This window comes from Caballeronia sp. LZ024 (genome assembly GCF_031451455.1).
Classification (GTDB): Bacteria; Pseudomonadota; Gammaproteobacteria; order Burkholderiales; family Burkholderiaceae; genus Caballeronia; species Caballeronia telluris.
In genome coordinates this window covers 468,920-483,895 of record NZ_JARUXL010000001.1, presented here as the reverse complement: position 1 = coordinate 483,895, position 14,976 = coordinate 468,920, and the positions used below count along the sequence as shown (strand labels likewise).

At 64.2% G+C, this 14,976-nt stretch carries 13 protein-coding genes; 4 read left to right on the top strand and 9 right to left on the bottom strand.

The genetic code is table 11. From position 1 onward, the window contains the following. Positions 1-14: 14 nt before the first annotated feature. The 4 genes from dnaJ to grpE all read right to left on the bottom strand — a co-directional run bounded on the left by dnaJ (position 15) and on the right by grpE (position 4,582). Positions 15-1,151 carry a molecular chaperone DnaJ gene (gene dnaJ / locus QCE48_RS02285; protein ID WP_309786350.1) on the bottom strand — a complete coding sequence of 379 codons (1,137 nt, stop codon included), beginning with the start codon at positions 1,149-1,151 and terminating at the stop codon, positions 15-17. 278 nt (positions 1,152-1,429) lie between these two features. Continuing rightward, positions 1,430-3,388: a molecular chaperone DnaK gene (gene dnaK, locus QCE48_RS02280; RefSeq protein WP_309786351.1), complete on the bottom strand. Its 1,959-nt coding sequence runs from the start codon at positions 3,386-3,388 to the stop codon at positions 1,430-1,432. Between the two features lie 185 nt (positions 3,389-3,573). Beyond that, positions 3,574-3,969, bottom strand: coding sequence for a thioredoxin family protein (locus tag QCE48_RS02275; protein ID WP_309786352.1), 396 nt, complete (start codon positions 3,967-3,969; stop codon positions 3,574-3,576). Positions 3,970-3,985: 16 nt separating this feature from the next. After that, on the bottom strand, positions 3,986-4,582 hold the full coding sequence (gene grpE, locus QCE48_RS02270; protein ID WP_309786353.1) for a nucleotide exchange factor GrpE: 597 nt from the start codon (positions 4,580-4,582) through the stop codon (positions 3,986-3,988). A 370-nt stretch (positions 4,583-4,952) separates the two neighbouring features. Between grpE and QCE48_RS02265 the strand changes: the two genes are divergently transcribed. Next, complete coding sequence (locus QCE48_RS02265) at positions 4,953-5,114, top strand: hypothetical protein (RefSeq protein ID WP_167306342.1); 162 nt, start codon at positions 4,953-4,955, stop codon at positions 5,112-5,114. Here QCE48_RS02265 and QCE48_RS02260 read toward each other — a convergent pair. The 3 genes from QCE48_RS02260 to hrcA all read right to left on the bottom strand — a co-directional run bounded on the left by QCE48_RS02260 (position 5,086) and on the right by hrcA (position 7,728). Further along, positions 5,086-5,493, bottom strand: coding sequence for an RNA-binding S4 domain-containing protein (locus tag QCE48_RS02260; RefSeq protein WP_309786354.1), 408 nt, complete (start codon positions 5,491-5,493; stop codon positions 5,086-5,088). The genes QCE48_RS02265 and QCE48_RS02260 overlap by 29 nt on opposite strands. 16 nt (positions 5,494-5,509) lie before the next feature. Beyond that, on the bottom strand, positions 5,510-6,577 hold the full coding sequence (gene hemH, locus QCE48_RS02255) for a ferrochelatase (RefSeq protein ID WP_309786355.1): 1,068 nt from the start codon (positions 6,575-6,577) through the stop codon (positions 5,510-5,512). A gap of 134 nt (positions 6,578-6,711) precedes the next feature. Further along, positions 6,712-7,728 carry a heat-inducible transcriptional repressor HrcA gene (hrcA, locus tag QCE48_RS02250; RefSeq protein WP_062632727.1) on the bottom strand — a complete coding sequence of 339 codons (1,017 nt, stop codon included), beginning with the start codon at positions 7,726-7,728 and terminating at the stop codon, positions 6,712-6,714. A gap of 186 nt (positions 7,729-7,914) precedes the next feature. On the opposite strand from hrcA, the gene QCE48_RS02245 reads away from it, so the two are divergent. Both QCE48_RS02245 and recN read left to right on the top strand, forming a co-directional pair. Then, positions 7,915-8,808, top strand: coding sequence for an NAD kinase (locus QCE48_RS02245; protein ID WP_116561199.1), 894 nt, complete (start codon positions 7,915-7,917; stop codon positions 8,806-8,808). A 21-nt stretch (positions 8,809-8,829) separates the two neighbouring features. After that, positions 8,830-10,485 carry a DNA repair protein RecN gene (gene recN, locus QCE48_RS02240; RefSeq protein ID WP_309786356.1) on the top strand — a complete coding sequence of 552 codons (1,656 nt, stop codon included), beginning with the start codon at positions 8,830-8,832 and terminating at the stop codon, positions 10,483-10,485. 97 nt (positions 10,486-10,582) lie between these two features. Here the strand turns inward: recN and QCE48_RS02235 are convergent, their stop codons facing one another. Further along, the gene (locus QCE48_RS02235; protein WP_309786357.1) at positions 10,583-10,978 is read right to left on the bottom strand and encodes a carboxymuconolactone decarboxylase family protein; all 396 of its coding nucleotides are present in this window, start codon (positions 10,976-10,978) and stop codon (positions 10,583-10,585) included. 83 nt (positions 10,979-11,061) lie between these two features. On the opposite strand from QCE48_RS02235, the gene QCE48_RS02230 reads away from it, so the two are divergent. Beyond that, a complete protein-coding gene (locus QCE48_RS02230) occupies positions 11,062-11,976 on the top strand; it encodes a LysR family transcriptional regulator (RefSeq protein ID WP_309786358.1) in 915 nt (304 codons plus the stop codon). Positions 11,977-11,998: 22 nt separating this feature from the next. On the opposite strand, the gene glnE is transcribed toward QCE48_RS02230, so the two are convergent. Beyond that, positions 11,999-14,932, bottom strand: a complete 2,934-nt coding sequence (gene glnE / locus QCE48_RS02225) for a bifunctional [glutamate--ammonia ligase]-adenylyl-L-tyrosine phosphorylase/[glutamate--ammonia-ligase] adenylyltransferase (RefSeq protein ID WP_409014586.1) — start codon at positions 14,930-14,932, stop codon at positions 11,999-12,001. Positions 14,933-14,976 lie beyond the last annotated feature (44 nt).

Here is a 14,976-nt window from a genome sequence, read left to right as displayed (position 1 = left end):
GGATTAATGAAGCATCAATCGAAAAAGCTCTTCACGCGATCGAACCAGCTCTTGCTCTGCGGACTATGCCGCGAGCCGCCCTCGACCAGAGACTTCTCGAACTGCTTGAGCAGATCGCGCTGCTGGTCGGTGAGCTTGACCGGCGTTTCGACCTGCACATGCACGTACAAATCGCCCGCGATGCTGGAGCGCAAACCCTTGATGCCCTTGCCACGCAGACGGAACGTCTTGCCCGACTGCGTGCCCTCCGGCACCGTGAAGCTCGCGCGGCCCGCGAGTGTCGGCACTTCGATTTCGCCGCCGATCGCCGCCGTCGTGAACTGGATCGGCATCTGGCAATGGAGGTCGTCGCCGTCGCGCTCGAACACCGAGTGCTGCTTGATGTGAATCTCGACGTACAAATCGCCGCTCGGGCCGCCGTTGATGCCCGGCTCGCCGTTGCCGGCGGAGCGGATGCGCATGCCGTCGTCGATGCCCGCCGGGATTTTCACTTCCAGCGTCTTCGTTTCCTTCACCTTGCCCGCGCCGTGGCAGTGCGCGCACGGATCGGGAATATAGCTACCCGTGCCGTGGCACTTCGGACACGTCTGCTGGATGCTGAAAAAGCCCTGCGACATACGCACGGTACCGTTGCCGTGACAGGTCGGGCAGGTTTCCGGCTTGGTGCCGGGCTTCGCGCCCGAGCCCTTGCAGACCGTACAGTTCACCCAGCTCGGCACGCGAATCTGCGTGTCGTAGCCGTGCGCGGCCTGCTCGAGCGTAATCTCCATGCTGTAGCGCAGATCGGCGCCGCGATAAACCTGCGGACCTGCACGCCCGCGCGCGCCCGCGCCGCCGGCTTGCTGGCCGAAGATGTCGCCGAAGATATCGCCGAACGCATCGGCGAAGCCGCCGAAACCTTGCGCACCCGCGCCCGCCATGTTCGGATCGACGCCCGCATGGCCGTACTGATCGTAAGCCGCACGCTTTTGCGAATCCGACAGCATTTCATAGGCTTCCTTCGCCTCTTTGAAATGGTCCTCCGCATTCTTGTTGTCCGGATTCCGGTCGGGGTGGTACTTCATCGCAAGCTTGCGATACGCCTTCTTGATCTCGTCGTCGCTCGCGTTCTTCGCGACGCCCAGAACCTCGTAGTAATCCCGTTTCGCCATATCGGTTCGATGCCGCCGCACGCGACGCGCGCCGGCTCCCTCTCGGATGCTCGAGTCTTGCGACCCGTGTGTAACTTCGACGCCGCGCGTTCCTCGTCGACGCATTTCGTCGATGAAGGCGGCGCCCTCTAAAAAAACAACGTGCCCGGAAAGCCATTTGGCTCGCCAGGCGCGTCTTCAAACCTGCTTCGTCTCGAACGGCCGGCTTCGTGCATCATGCGATGCGCGCGAAACCGGCTCCGGCCGTGGCGATGAATCGCTCGTCGCGGTCAATCGGATTAGTCCTTCTTCACTTCCTTGAAATCCGCGTCGACCACGTCGTCGTGCTGCTGGCTCGCGCCCGCCGACGATGCACCCGCTTCCGCGCCCGCCGCGCCCGCCGCAGCACCTGCCGCGCCCTGTGCCGCCTGCATGTCGGCGTACATCTTCTCGCCGAGCTTCTGCGATGCGGTGGACAGCGCCTCGATCTTCGCATCGATCGCGGCCTTGTCGCTCGAACCGCTCTTCAGCGTGTCTTCGAGATCCTTCAACGCGGCTTCGATCTTTTCCTTCTCGGACGCATCCAGCTTCTCGCCATATTCGGCAACCGCCTTCTTCGTGCTGTGAACGAGCGCGTCGCCCTGATTGCGCGAGTCGGCCAGTTCACGAAGCTTGTGATCTTCCTCGGCGTTGGCTTCGGCGTCCTTCACCATCTTGTCGATCTCGGCATCCGACAAGCCCGAGTTCGCCTTGATGGTGATCTTGTTTTCCTTGCCCGTCGCCTTGTCCTTCGCGCCGACGTGCAGGATGCCGTTCGCGTCGATGTCGAAGGTCACTTCGATCTGCGGCGTGCCGCGCGGTGCGGGCGGAATGCCTTCCAGATTGAACTCGCCCAGTAGCTTGTTGCCCGCCGCCATCTCGCGCTCGCCCTGGAACACCTTGATCGTCACGGCGCCCTGGTTGTCGTCGGCCGTCGAATACACTTGCGCGTGCTTCGTCGGGATCGTCGTGTTCTTGTTGATCATCTTCGTCATCACGCCGCCGAGCGTTTCGATGCCGAGCGACAAAGGCGTCACGTCGAGCAGCAGCACGTCCTTGCGGTCGCCCGACAGAACCTGGCCCTGAATCGCGGCGCCAACGGCGACGGCTTCGTCCGGGTTCACGTCACGGCGCGGGTCCTTGCCGAAGAACTCCTTCACCTTTTCCTGCACCTTCGGCATGCGCGTCATGCCGCCGACGAGAATCACGTCGTCGATGTCGCCGACCTTCACGCCCGCATCCTTGATCGCGATGCGGCACGGTTCGATCGTGCGCTCGATCAGTTCCTCGACGAGCGCTTCGAGCTTCGCACGCGTAAATTTCAGGTTCAAGTGCTTCGGGCCCGACGCGTCTGCCGTGATGTACGGCAGGTTGATGTCGGTCTGCGCGGTCGACGAGAGTTCGATCTTCGCCTTTTCCGCCGCTTCCTTCAGGCGTTGGAGCGCGAGCACGTCCTTCGACAGATCGACGCCCTGCTCCTTCTTGAACTCGCCGATGATGTAATCGATGATGCGCTGGTCGAAGTCTTCACCGCCGAGGAACGTGTCGCCGTTGGTCGAGAGCACTTCGAACTGCTTTTCGCCGTCCACGTCCGCGATTTCGATGATCGAGACGTCGAACGTACCGCCGCCCAGGTCATATACCGCGATCTTGCGGTCGCCCTTTTCGGCCTTGTCGAGACCGAACGCGAGCGCAGCCGCCGTCGGCTCGTTGATGATGCGCTTGACTTCCAGGCCCGCGATGCGGCCGGCGTCCTTGGTGGCCTGACGCTGGCTGTCGTTGAAGTACGCGGGAACCGTGATCACGGCTTCCGTGACCGGCTCGCCGAGGTAGTCTTCAGCGGTCTTCTTCATCTTGCGCAGCACTTCTGCCGAGATCTGCGGCGGCGCGAGCTTCTGGCCGTGCGCTTCCACCCAGGCGTCGCCGTTGTCGGCCTTGACGATCTGGTAAGGCATCAACGCGATGTCCTTCTGCACTTCCTTTTCTTCGAAACGGCGGCCGATCAGGCGCTTGACCGCGTACAGCGTGTTGCGCGGGTTGGTGACCGACTGACGCTTCGCCGGCGCGCCGACCAGAATCTCGTTCTCGTCGACATACGCGATGATCGACGGCGTGGTGCGCGCACCTTCCGAGTTCTCGATGACGCGAACCTGATTGCCTTCCATGATCGCCACGCACGAGTTGGTCGTGCCGAGGTCGATGCCGATGATTTTGCCCATTTTTGTAATCTCCAGAACTTTGATCGCAGCGGGGCCGGTCGTTCGAATCGCCGGTTTTTACCGCAGATTCATTGGGCCGACGCCCTAAAATTCATACCTATTCGCAAGATAAGTGCGCTCGCACCGTTTTCAAGACCCTGAATTCGATGCGGTCTTTCTTTTTTGAACCTTTTCGCTGCGCCGGCTTACGCTTTTTCGTCGAGTGCGCGCATTTTTTCGCGCGCGGCTGCCACAGCCGCCTCGAACTGCCCGAGACCGTGCCAGCCAGTCGCCCGGCCGAGGCGCTTTCCGCGGCAGAAGAAAAACCACGTCGGCACGCCATGCAGCACGAAGCGGCGCCCCAGTTCGCGATGCTCATAGACATTGCTATGGAACCACTTGAGGCCAAGCGCGCGGATTTCGTCCGGCTTTGCGAGCATCGCTTTCTTCGCGATCTCGCAATTGAAGCAATCCACGCCCCAGAAGAACACGACCGCCAGTTCTTCCTCCGCCGACGCGAGCCCGGCGTCGAAATTTTCCGCGCTCAGTTCCTGCATGTTGAAGACGGAGAACGCGGTGGCGTCGACCGGGACGTTAGCCATGGCGTTCGCCGCTGCGCTATTTCGGCGCGGCGACGGTAACGAGCGCCGGGCGCAGCACGCGATCGGCGATCACATAGCCCTTTTGCAGCACGTTCACGATGGTGTTCGCTTCCTGCTCCGCCGGAACCATCGAAATGGCCTGGTGGCGATGCGGGTCGAATTTCTCGCCGACCGGGTTCAACGCGATCACACGGCCCTTTTCGAGCGCGCCGGTCAACTGGCGCAGCGTCAGTTCGACGCCTTCGCGCACCTTGGCGATATCGGTCGACGAATCCGCGAGCGCGGCTTCGAGACTATCGAGCACCGGCAGCAGGTTTTCCGCGAAGTTTTCGATGGCGAACTTGTGCGCCTTCGACACGTCTTCCTGAGCCCGGCGGCGAACGTTCTCCGTTTCGGCCTTGGCGCGCAGGAACTCTTCCTGGAGCGCGGCGACCTTCGCCTGTGCTTCGGCGAGTTGCGCTTCGGTTTCGTTCGCCTGAGCGGCTTCCGGCGCCGCTTCCGCGGGCTGTGCCGGCTGTGCGTTGTTGACGCCGGACGCGTCGGCGGACTGGCGCGCTGTGTCGTCGGCGGGCGTGGGGTTCTGGCTCGCTGGATTCTCTTGCGTGTTTTCCATGTCGCTGAATGTCTTGCTGAGGGTTGATTCGGATACGAACCGCGGGATGAACGCCGGAAGAAGCGGCCAAACCGCGTTGCAAAAATACAACTAGGGAAACGCGGACACCGATGCGTTCCCGCACCAGCGACTCATCTAGGGCTCGCGCCGGCATTTTCAAGAGCCGTTGCTCGATTTTTCGCCATTTCGGGTGCGACCGAAACACGCGGCAACAAGCAATTGACGGCTTCCTGCAGATTCACATTGAGCCCGTGGCGCCGGTCGCCTACACTTCGATCAGGCTCTCGTCGGCACAGGTTAACCCTAATCCTACGGAAGCATTTCAATCCGCTCAAGCCCTTGCCCGTTTCGCCCGCTCACCGGGGGTACCATGAAACTGACCTTTGCTATTGCGGTGGTCGCCCTGGTACTGGTTGCGGGAACCACGACCATCTGCATGTCCGGCGCCGTAACGGCGCGCAATACCGAATACGGCGGCATTCATGCCACCGTCGAGCAGTATTTCAATCCGGACCTGAAAATTTGTCGATGATCCGGCGATCGCGCTTGGTCGGCCGGCCCTGAAGCTCGGCCGCCGGCTCGCGATACGTCTTGCGCCGCTCGGTTTCCGCCAACCGCTTCTCGCGGCCTTCCTGCGTTTCGGCGTAGAGCGTCTGCGCGACCGTGGCCGGTCCGCGCACGTCGCAAATTCCCAGCACTTCCACTTGCCAGACGATCGGTTCGATGTCGATCTCCACGAGGTCGCCGACGCGCACGTCCTTCGACGGCTTCACGTTCGCCCCGCCTATCCTCACGCGGCCTTTCTCGACGGCGTCGCTCGCGAGCGAGCGCGTCTTGAAGAAGCGTGCCGCCCAGAGCCATTTGTCGATGCGAAGACGCGCACCGGGTTCAGTCGAAATCTTGTAGTTCATGAGAGTTCGGATTCCGTCAGGCGACCGCGCTCAACGGCTGAACCGTCTGCACCGGCCAGCCCTGCAGATGTTGCGCGACGATCTCGCCGAGCGCCTTGATCCACGCCGGCGACGCGTTCAGACAAGGAATGCGGTGAAACTCCTTGCCGCCCGCTCGCAGGAATTCGTCGCGCACCTCGATGCCGATTTCCTCGATGGTCTCCAGGCAATCGGCCGTGAAACCCGGGCAAAACACGTCCACGCGCTTCACGCCGCCCGCGCCCAGTTCGGCGAGCGTCGGCGCCGTGTACGGCTGCAGCCATTCCGCCCGGCCAAAGCGCGACTGAAACGTCACGCGGCATTCAACGGGCGTGAGCCCGAGCGCCGCCGCGAGCAGCGAGCCCGTCCGCTGGCACTGGTCGTGATAAGGATCGCCGAGATCCATCGTGCGCTTCGGCACGCCGTGAAAACTCAGCACGAGCTTGTCGCCGGCGGCGAAGTCCGGATGTCCGTGATGACGCCAGTAATCGCGCACTTGCTCGGCGAGCGCGCCGATGTAGGCCGGATGGTCGGCGTATTGGCGGATCGTGCGGATTTCGGGCTGATTGCGAACGCGTTTGAGCGCGTTGAAGGCGTCGTCGAAGGCGGTTGCGGTCGTCGACGACGAATATTGCGGATACATCGGCACGAGCAGCACGCGCTCGGCGCCTTCCAGCTTCAGTTGATTGAGCATCGCGGGAATGCCCGGCGTGCCATAGCGCATCGCGTAATCGACGATCACGTGGTAGTCGTTCGCCGCGAACAGGCGCCGCAACTGCTCGACCTGCCGCTCGGTGTACACCCGCAGCGGCGAGCCTTCCGGCAGCCACACCTGCGCATACTTTTTCGCCGACGCGCGCGAACGGAACGGCAAAATCGCGAGCCGCAAAATCAGTTGCCACACGATTTTCGGAATCTCGACGACGCGCGGATCGGACAGGAACTGCGCGAGGTACTTGCGCACGGCGCGCGGCGTGGGCGCATCAGGCGTGCCGAGATTGATCAGCAGCACCGCGACCCGACGCGAGGCGGCGTGCTGCGAAGGCAACTCGAGATCGAAACGCATGAAGGAAGCGGCCGGATGAGCGACGTCGTGAAGTGAAGACCATTATAGCGGCGCGGCTCGCGACGCAGCATCGGCCGAACGGCCTAGTGGCGCTTGCGTGCGCGGCGGCGCAAGATCTCAGCGAGACGGCGCCGTTACTGCTGGCTGAGCGACATGGAAAGCAGCCGCGCGGTGATGTCGACGATCGGGATCACGCGGTTGTAGGCCATACGCGTCGGCCCGATCACGCCGAGCGTGCCGACGATCTTGCCGTTCACTTCGTATGGCGCCGTCACCACGCTCATTTCCTCGATCGGCACGAGATTCGACTCGCCGCCGATGAAAATCTGCACGCCTTGCGCGTGGCTCGATACGTCGAGCAATTGCAGGAGACTTGTCTTTTGGTCGAATACATCGAAAAGCTTGCGCAGCCGCGCCATATCGGACGAAAGGTCCGCCACTTCCAGCAAGTTGCGTTCGCCGGAAATCAGGAGCGTGTCGCCGGGATCGGTTTCATCCGTGCTGGCGGCCACCGCCGCGTGCATCAGCGTGGTCATGTCGCCGCGCAACTGGTCGATTTCCTCGCGAAGTCGGCGACGTACCTCGTCGAAGGAGAGACCGGCGAAGTGCGCGTTGATGTAATTCGACGCCTCGGTCAGCTGCGACGGCGAATAATCGCGCTGGGTCGCCATGATGCGGTTCTGGACGTCGCCTTCCGGCGTCACGATGATGAGCAGGATGCGCTTGTCCGACAGCCGCATGAACTCGATCTGCTTGAACATGTGGCTGCGCCGCGGGGTGAGAATCACGCCCGCGAACGACGAGAGATTCGAGAGCACGCTCGCCGCCGCCGCGACGATCTTCTGCGGCTCCTCGCCCTGCAGGCGCGTCTTGACGGCGGTGGTCATCGCCTCGTCTTCCGGCGCCTCGACCGTGAGCATGGTGTCGACGAAGACGCGATAGCCGCGCGGCGTGGGAATGCGCCCCGCCGAGGTATGCGGGCTCGCGACGAGTCCGAGCTCCTCCAGGTCCGACATGACGTTGCGGATCGTGGCCGGGCTGAGTTCGAGGCCGGAGTAGCGCGACAACGTGCGCGACCCCACCGGCTGACCTTCGGCGATGTAGCGCTCGATCAACGTCTTGAGGAGGGTTTGTGCACGTGGGTCTAGCATGGGCAAATTTTAGCTCAACGCGTCATCGTACGGCGAGCGCGCCGGCGCCTTCGCCATGACGCACCCGAATTCATGATGTGCTCCATTCTAGCCACAAACAATCCGGACGACGGACAAGCACGCGCGTGCTGAGAGCCGGGTTCGCCCACGGTTCTTTTCGACCTTCACCTATGGTGTAATGCCGGCATGGAAATAGGCCAATTCAAGACCGTCGCGCTCGTGGGGCGCACCAACACACCCGGCATCGAAGAGCCGCTGGCTTCGCTCGCCTCGCTGATCGCGAGCCAGGGCTTCGAAGTCGTGTTCGAGGCGCAGACGGCCAAGGAAGTCGGCGTGAGCGGCTATCCCGCGCTTTCGACGGCGGAAATCGGCGCGCGCGCGAATGTCGCCGTGGTGCTCGGCGGCGACGGCACGATGCTCGGTCTCGGCCGGCAGCTCGCGCCGTACAAGACGCCGCTCATCGGCGTGAACCACGGGCGGCTCGGCTTCATCACGGACATTTCCCTCGCACAGATGCGCGACCTCGTCCCGCAGATGCTCGCCGGCAGTTTCGAGCGCGAGGAGCGCACCCTGCTCGAAGCGCGCATCGTCCGCGACGGCAAGCCGATCTACCACGCGCTCGCGTTCAACGACGTCGTCGTCAACCGCAGCGGCTTTTCGGGCATGGCGGAACTGCGCGTCTCCGTGGACGGCCATTTCATGTACGACCAGCGCTCCGACGGCCTGATCGTCGCAACACCAACCGGCTCGACCGCTTACTCGCTTTCCGCCGCCGGACCGATCCTGCATCCCTCGTTGCAGGGCTTTTTGCTCGTGCCGATCGCGCCGCATTCGCTCTCGAACCGGCCGATCGTGCTGCCGGACGACTCCAAGGTCGATATCCAGATCATCGGCGGGCGCGACGTCAATGTGAACTTCGACATGCAGTCGTTCACCGCCGTCGAGCTGAACGACACGATCGAAGTGCGTCGCTCGCGTCATACGGTGCCGGTGCTGCATCCGGTCGGCTACAGCTATTTCGCGACGCTGCGCAAGAAGTTGCACTGGAACGAGCATCCGTCGCAGGAAGACGCTTCTTAAACAGCATCCAAGCCTTCATCCATGCTCCGTCATCTCTCGATTCGCGACTTCGTGATCGTCGCCGCGCTCGACCTCGAATTCGACAGCGGTTTCACGGTTTTTTCGGGTGAAACCGGCGCCGGCAAATCCATTCTGATCGACGCGCTCGCGCTCACGCTCGGCGCGCGCGGCGACGCGAGCGTCGTACGCACGGGCGAAGCGCGCGCCGACATCACCGCCGAGTTCTCGACGCACGAGGGCGTATCGCACTGGCTCGAGGAGCACGCGCTCGCGGCGGACGAGTCGGACACCGTGATGCTGCGCCGGGCCGTCGATTCGAACGGCCGCTCGCGTGCATTCATCAACGGTACGCCGGCGACGCTCACGCAGTTGCGCGAAGTCGGCGAGATGCTCGTCGACATTCACGGGCAGCACGCGCACCAACTCCTGATGCGCCCGGACGCGCAACGCGAACTCTTCGATACCCACGCGGGCCTCACGGAGACCACCGCTTCCGTCACGCGCGCCTATCGCGCGTGGCGCGAGGCCGCGCAGGCGGTCGATGCAGCGCAGAGCCGCGACCGCGAGCTGCAACTGGAGCGCGAACGGCTCGCGTGGCAACTGAGCGAATTCGACAAACTCGCGCCGCAGCCCGGCGAATGGGAGGACGTGAGCGCGGAGCATCATCGGCTGTCGCATTCGGCGAGTCTTATTGACGGCGTGCAGGGCGCGCTCGACGCGCTATCCGAATCCGACGAAGCGATGATCACGCAACTCGCCGCGATCATCTCGAAGCTGCGCGGTCTCGCCGACATCGACCCGGCGCTGTCGGACGTGCTCGCTTCGCTGGAACCGGCGGAGATCCAGTTGCAGGAAGCGTCGTATTCGCTCTCGCACTATGCGCAGCGGCTCGAACTCGACCCCGACCGGCTCGCGCAGGTCGAAAAGCGCATGGACCAGTTGCACTCGACCGCGCGCAAGTTCCGCCTGCAGCCCGAAGCGCTGCCCGAGGAACACGAAGCGCGCCGCCAGCAGCTCGCGCAGCTCGATGCCGCCGCCGACCTCGATGCGTTGCGCGCCACGGAGTCGAAAGCGAAGGACGCGTATCTGGCCGAGGCCAAGGTGCTGTCGAAGGCGCGCGCCAAGGCGGCGAAGGCACTCGGCGCGGCGGTCACGGTCGGCATGCAGGAATTGTCGATGGCGGGCGGCCGCTTCGACGTCGCGCTGGTCCCGCTCGCCGAAGGCGGCGCGAACGGGCTTGAACAGATCGAATTCCGCGTCGCGGGCCATGCGGGCGTGGCGCTGCGGCCGCTTGCGAAGGTGGCGTCCGGCGGCGAACTGGCGCGCATCAGCCTCGCGCTCGCCGTGATCGCGAGCACCGCCAGCCCCACGCCGACGCTGATCTTCGACGAGGTCGATACCGGAATCGGCGGGGGTGTCGCGGAGGTCGTGGGACGGCTGCTGCATCAGCTCGGGCGCGATCGTCAGGTGCTGTGCGTCACGCATTTGCCGCAGGTCGCGGCGCGCGGCGATCAGCACTTTCAGGTCGCGAAGGCGGGCGATTCGAATGGCGGAACCGTCAGCACGGTCACGGCGCTCGACAAGGCGAAGCGCGTCGAAGAAGTCGCGCGGATGCTCGGCGGGATCGAGATTACCGCGACGACGAGAAAGCACGCGAAGGAGATGCTGGCGGCCTGATGCGAGCGGGCGAGCGATGAATCCGGCGGATTCGCAGCCCCTCCCACCCCGATGCTCAGACACTCCTGCGAAAACCGGCGCGACCAGGTCGAACCCGCTACGTCGGTTCGCACGAAAGCGCGTCGTGCTTCGCGAACACTTCCTTCGCGGCGAAAAGACCGTTGAGCGCCGCGGGAAAGCCCGCGTACACGGCCATCTGCATGATGACCTCGACGATTTCCTCACGCGACACGCCAACGTTCAGCGCGCCCGCAATGTGAACATTCAGTTGCGGCGCCGCGTTGCCGAGCGCGGTGAGCGCCGCCACGACGGCAAGCTCCCGCGCCTTCAGATCGAGACCCGGTCTCGAGTAGATATCGCCGAACGGAAACTCGATCAATAACCGGGCAAAGTCCGGTGCGATAGCGCTCAGGCTGGCAATGACCTGCTCGCCGGCATGTCCGTCGACTTCCTTGAGTTTCGCCCAGCCCCGCACATAACGCTCGTTGTCCATTTCGTTCCTCCTGTTGAATTGAAGGACAATTTACGGCGGCCCGACTGGCTCGGCCAATACCATTTTCGTGATACTTTTTAGGTATGAATACGTCCATCGACCTTCGGCAGTTCCGTTATTTTCTGGCGGTCAGCGAAGAACTGAACGTCGGCCGCGCCGCGCAGCGTCTGCACATGTCTCAACCGCCGCTGACCCGGCAGATTCAGCAACTGGAAGATTCCCTCGGCGTGGCGCTTTTTCGGCGCAGCAAGCGCGGCGTCTCGCTGACGGAAGCGGGACTCGCGTTCCTGCCCGAAGCGAGGCGAACGCTTGCACAGGCGGAAAAGGCGGTCGCGGCGGCGCAGGCCGCGCGCCATTCCCAGGTCGGACAGTTTTCCATCGGCTACACCACCGTATTCGATCGAAGTACGATTCCCGATGTCTCGGGCGCGCTGCAGCTGGACTTTCCCGACTGGAAGATCGTCGTCAAAGGAAAGCATTCGATCCGCCTGGTGCAGGACTTGAGAAAAGGCGTCATGGACGCGGCGTTCATCGGGTTGCACACGGAGGCTCAAGGCCTGAACGTGGAGACGATTTTCGAGGAACCGCTCGTCATTGCGTTGCCCGCCGCACATCGACTCGCCAAAAAGCGCCGGCTCGACTTCGACGATCTGCGCGACGAGCCGCTCTTCTGGTTCGAGCGCCGCCTGAACCCGGGTTTCTACGATTACTGTCAGGCGTTCTTCAAGCGCGTCGGTTTCGAACCGACTACGATCGCCGAGCCGGCCGATCACCACATCCTGCTCGGGCTGATCGCGGAAGGACAGGGCATCGCGCTGGTCGCCGCGTCACTGAAAAACGTGAGGCGCAAGGGCGTGACTTTCCGCGCATTCAACGAGAAATCGCGCGGACTTTGTTCAGGTATCGCCGTCGCGTATTCGGAGCAGAACCGTTCGCCCGTCTTGCGCACGTTTCTGGAACGTGCCCGACGTGACGCGCGGCCCATCGCCGCCCCCTGACCACGCTGCGCCGCCAGGCGATCTAAACCAGCCCCGCAAACACCCGCTCCCACCACGACACCACCGCGGCCCTCTCCGCCGCCACCGTCTCCGGCTCGACCCGCGCCTTCTCCATCCCGTCGAGCCTCAGCTTGTGCTGCAGCTTGCGATACGACCGGTATGCCGCGCCAAGCGTCTCTGCCTCCTCGTCCGTCATCAATCCGCACTGCGCCGCGATCCGCAGCAGCGAAATGTTCCCGGCGTTGCGCACGAACTCGCGATGCTCGCGCGCATGCAGCAGCACCCAGTACTGCACGATGAATTCGATATCGACCATTCCGCCGCGATCGTGCTTCAAATCGAACAAGGCCGTCCGGTTCGGATGCCCGGCAAGAACCCGCTCGCGCATCGCGACGATCTCGCGCGCCAGCGCCTCTGCCTCCCGCGGCATCACCAGCACGTCCGCGCGGATCGCCTCGAACTGCTCGCCGATCGCGGCATCGCCCGCGCAATAGCGCGCCCGCGACAGCGCCTGATGCTCCCAGACCCAGGCGGTGTTGGCCGCGTCGCCTTCGCGGATCTGATAGGCGCGAAACGACTGCAGGCTCGTGACGAGCAACCCCGATTCGCCGTTCGGCCGCAGCCGCAAGTCGACGTCGAAGAGCGTGCCGGCGCCCGTCGCCGTCGTGAGCCACGTGATCAGGCGGCGCGCGAACATCGCGTAGACGTCGGAGGCGGCGTCGTCCGGGTCGTCGTAGAGAAAGATCAGGTCGAGGTCGGACGCATAGCCCAGTTCCTTGCCGCCCAGCTTTCCATACGCGATGACCGCGAACTTCGGCACCTCGCGATGCCGCTTCGGAAACTGCTTCCAGACCGTTTCGACCGTCACGTCGAGCACCGCATCCGCGAGTTCGGAGAGCCGGTCGCTCACGTGCTCGACGGTGAGCTTGCCCGCCAGATCGATCAGCAGGATGCGGAACACTTCGGCCTGATGCGCGTGGCGCAGCAGATCCATCTGCTGCTCGGCGCCGTCGGCGGCGGCGAGGCTCGCGCGCAGCGACCGCTTGAACTCGGGCCAGTCGAACGGGCTCGCGATGGCTTCGTCGTCGAGCAGTTCGTCGAGCAGTTGCGGATGGCGGATCAGATAGCCCGACGCCCAGCGCGAGCCGCCGAGCACCGACAGCACGCGGTCGAGCGCCGCCGGATATTCGGTCAGAAGCGCGAGATACGCGCCGCGTTTGCTGATCGCTTCGAGCAGATCGAAGAGACGCATGACGGTGTCGCCGCGCCGCTCGGGCGGCTCGATCGACTGCGCCGCGGCGAGCGCGCGCTGCGCGACGATGTCGAAACGCTCGCGGCTCTTCGCGGGCAAGCCCGCATAACGCGCCGACTTCCAGACGCTCGTGAGCCGCTCGAGCAGCCCGGCCGGGCTGGTGAAGCCGAGTTCCGCGAGACTCGCGACCAGTTCCTCGCTCGCGCTTTCGTCGCCGAGCGCGCTGCTCCAGACCCACGACGCCACCGAGTCGTCCGGCACGCCGCAGCCGCCCTGACCGCTCACCTTGTCGGCGAAAATTTCGTCGAACTGCTCTTCGACGACTTCCCGGTGCGCATCGAGCGTCGCCATCAGCGCGGCATAGTCGGCAAAACCGAGCGATTCGGCGAGGCGCACGCGTTCTTCGGGCGCGACGGGCATCGCGTGCGTCTGGGCGTCGTTGCGATACTGCAGCCGGTGCTCGACCGTGCGCAGGAACAAGTACGCTTCGCTCAGCGCCGTGCAGACCTGCGTCGAAATCAGGCCGTGCGCAGCGGCCCGCGCGAGCACGGCAAGCGTCGGACGAATGCGGAACTCCGCTGCTTGGCCGCCGCGGATCAACTGGAATACTTGCGCGCTGAACTCGATCTCGCGGATACCGCCGCGCCCGAGCTTGATGTCGTCGGCCTTGTCGGGGCGCATCGATGCACGCCGCTGCGCTTCCTGGCGGATCTGCGCATGCAGCGAGCGGATCGCGGCGATCACGCCGTAGTCGAGATAGCGGCGATAGACAAACGGCGTGACGATGGCCTCCAGCTGCTTCGCGAGCCGCTTCGCCGCATCGCTCTCGCCTTCCGACACGAGCCGTCCCTTGATCCACGCGTAGCGCTCCCACTCGCGGCCCTGCACGTAGAAATACTCTTCGAGCATGCCCAGGCTGCATACGAGCGGTCCGGAATCGCCGTTCGGCCGCAGCCGCATGTCGACGCGAAACACGTAGCCGTCCTGCGTGAGTTCGGCCAGCGCGCCGATCAGCCGGCGGCCGAGCCGTGTGAAGAATTCCTGTGTGGTGAGCGGCGCGCGCTGGCCGCCGGCCGTCTCGCCGTCTTCCTCGTAGACGAAGATCAAATCGATATCCGACGACGCGTTCAGCTCCCGCCCGCCGAGCTTGCCCATCCCGACGACGCCGAGCGTCAGCCGTTCGCCGTCCGGCCCGCGCGGCTCGCCGAAGAGCGCTTCCAGATCCGCCGAGAGCACCGCGAGCGCGCGCTGGATCGTGAGTTCTGCGAGGTCGGTCATCGCGCCGGTCACTTCGGCGACGTCGGCGTGACCCGCGAGATCGCGCTCCATCACCGTGCAGAAGACTTCGGTGCGCAGGCGGCGCAGCGCGGTCTTGAGCGCGGCTTCGTCGAGCGTGCCGTCAGCCGCGCAGGTCGCGCACAGCGCGTTCAGACGCGCTTCGATCCAGGCACGCGTGACGCGTGAGCCCGCCCACTCGGCCACCTGCGCGAAAAGTTCGGGACGCGCCGCGTACGCACGCGACGCATAACTGGAATAAGCGGAACTGCGAAGTGCTGCGGGAGTCATCTGAAGTCGGGCTCGCTCGTTGCTTGGGTGTTCGTTGCTCGATTGGGTCGAGGAGGGCCGAAACGGCGTCGCGCATCCCCGGCGCGCTCGCTCGCAAATCGCCCAGAAGCAGTCCGGGCATGGCTTTGCGGCAGGCACCCGAAGGCGCGCGCACGGCCGGAAGTGCGGCACCCTGTGTTACA

Bases quoted from the DNA above. Each gene is read 5' to 3' on its own strand.
- dnaJ (WP_309786350.1), bottom strand. From the start codon at position 1,151: ATGGCGAAACGGGATTACTACGAGGTTCTGGGCGTCGCGAAGAACGCG.
- dnaK (WP_309786351.1), bottom strand. From the start codon at position 3,388: ATGGGCAAAATCATCGGCATCGACCTCGGCACGACCAACTCGTGCGTG.
- QCE48_RS02275 (WP_309786352.1), bottom strand. From the start codon at position 3,969: ATGGCTAACGTCCCGGTCGACGCCACCGCGTTCTCCGTCTTCAACATG.
- grpE (WP_309786353.1), bottom strand. From the start codon at position 4,582: ATGGAAAACACGCAAGAGAATCCAGCGAGCCAGAACCCCACGCCCGCC.
- QCE48_RS02265 (WP_167306342.1), top strand. From the start codon at position 4,953: ATGAAACTGACCTTTGCTATTGCGGTGGTCGCCCTGGTACTGGTTGCG.
- QCE48_RS02260 (WP_309786354.1), bottom strand. From the start codon at position 5,493: ATGAACTACAAGATTTCGACTGAACCCGGTGCGCGTCTTCGCATCGAC.
- hemH (WP_309786355.1), bottom strand. From the start codon at position 6,577: ATGCGTTTCGATCTCGAGTTGCCTTCGCAGCACGCCGCCTCGCGTCGG.
- hrcA (WP_062632727.1), bottom strand. From the start codon at position 7,728: ATGCTAGACCCACGTGCACAAACCCTCCTCAAGACGTTGATCGAGCGC.
- QCE48_RS02245 (WP_116561199.1), top strand. From the start codon at position 7,915: ATGGAAATAGGCCAATTCAAGACCGTCGCGCTCGTGGGGCGCACCAAC.
- recN (WP_309786356.1), top strand. From the start codon at position 8,830: ATGCTCCGTCATCTCTCGATTCGCGACTTCGTGATCGTCGCCGCGCTC.
- QCE48_RS02235 (WP_309786357.1), bottom strand. From the start codon at position 10,978: ATGGACAACGAGCGTTATGTGCGGGGCTGGGCGAAACTCAAGGAAGTC.
- QCE48_RS02230 (WP_309786358.1), top strand. From the start codon at position 11,062: ATGAATACGTCCATCGACCTTCGGCAGTTCCGTTATTTTCTGGCGGTC.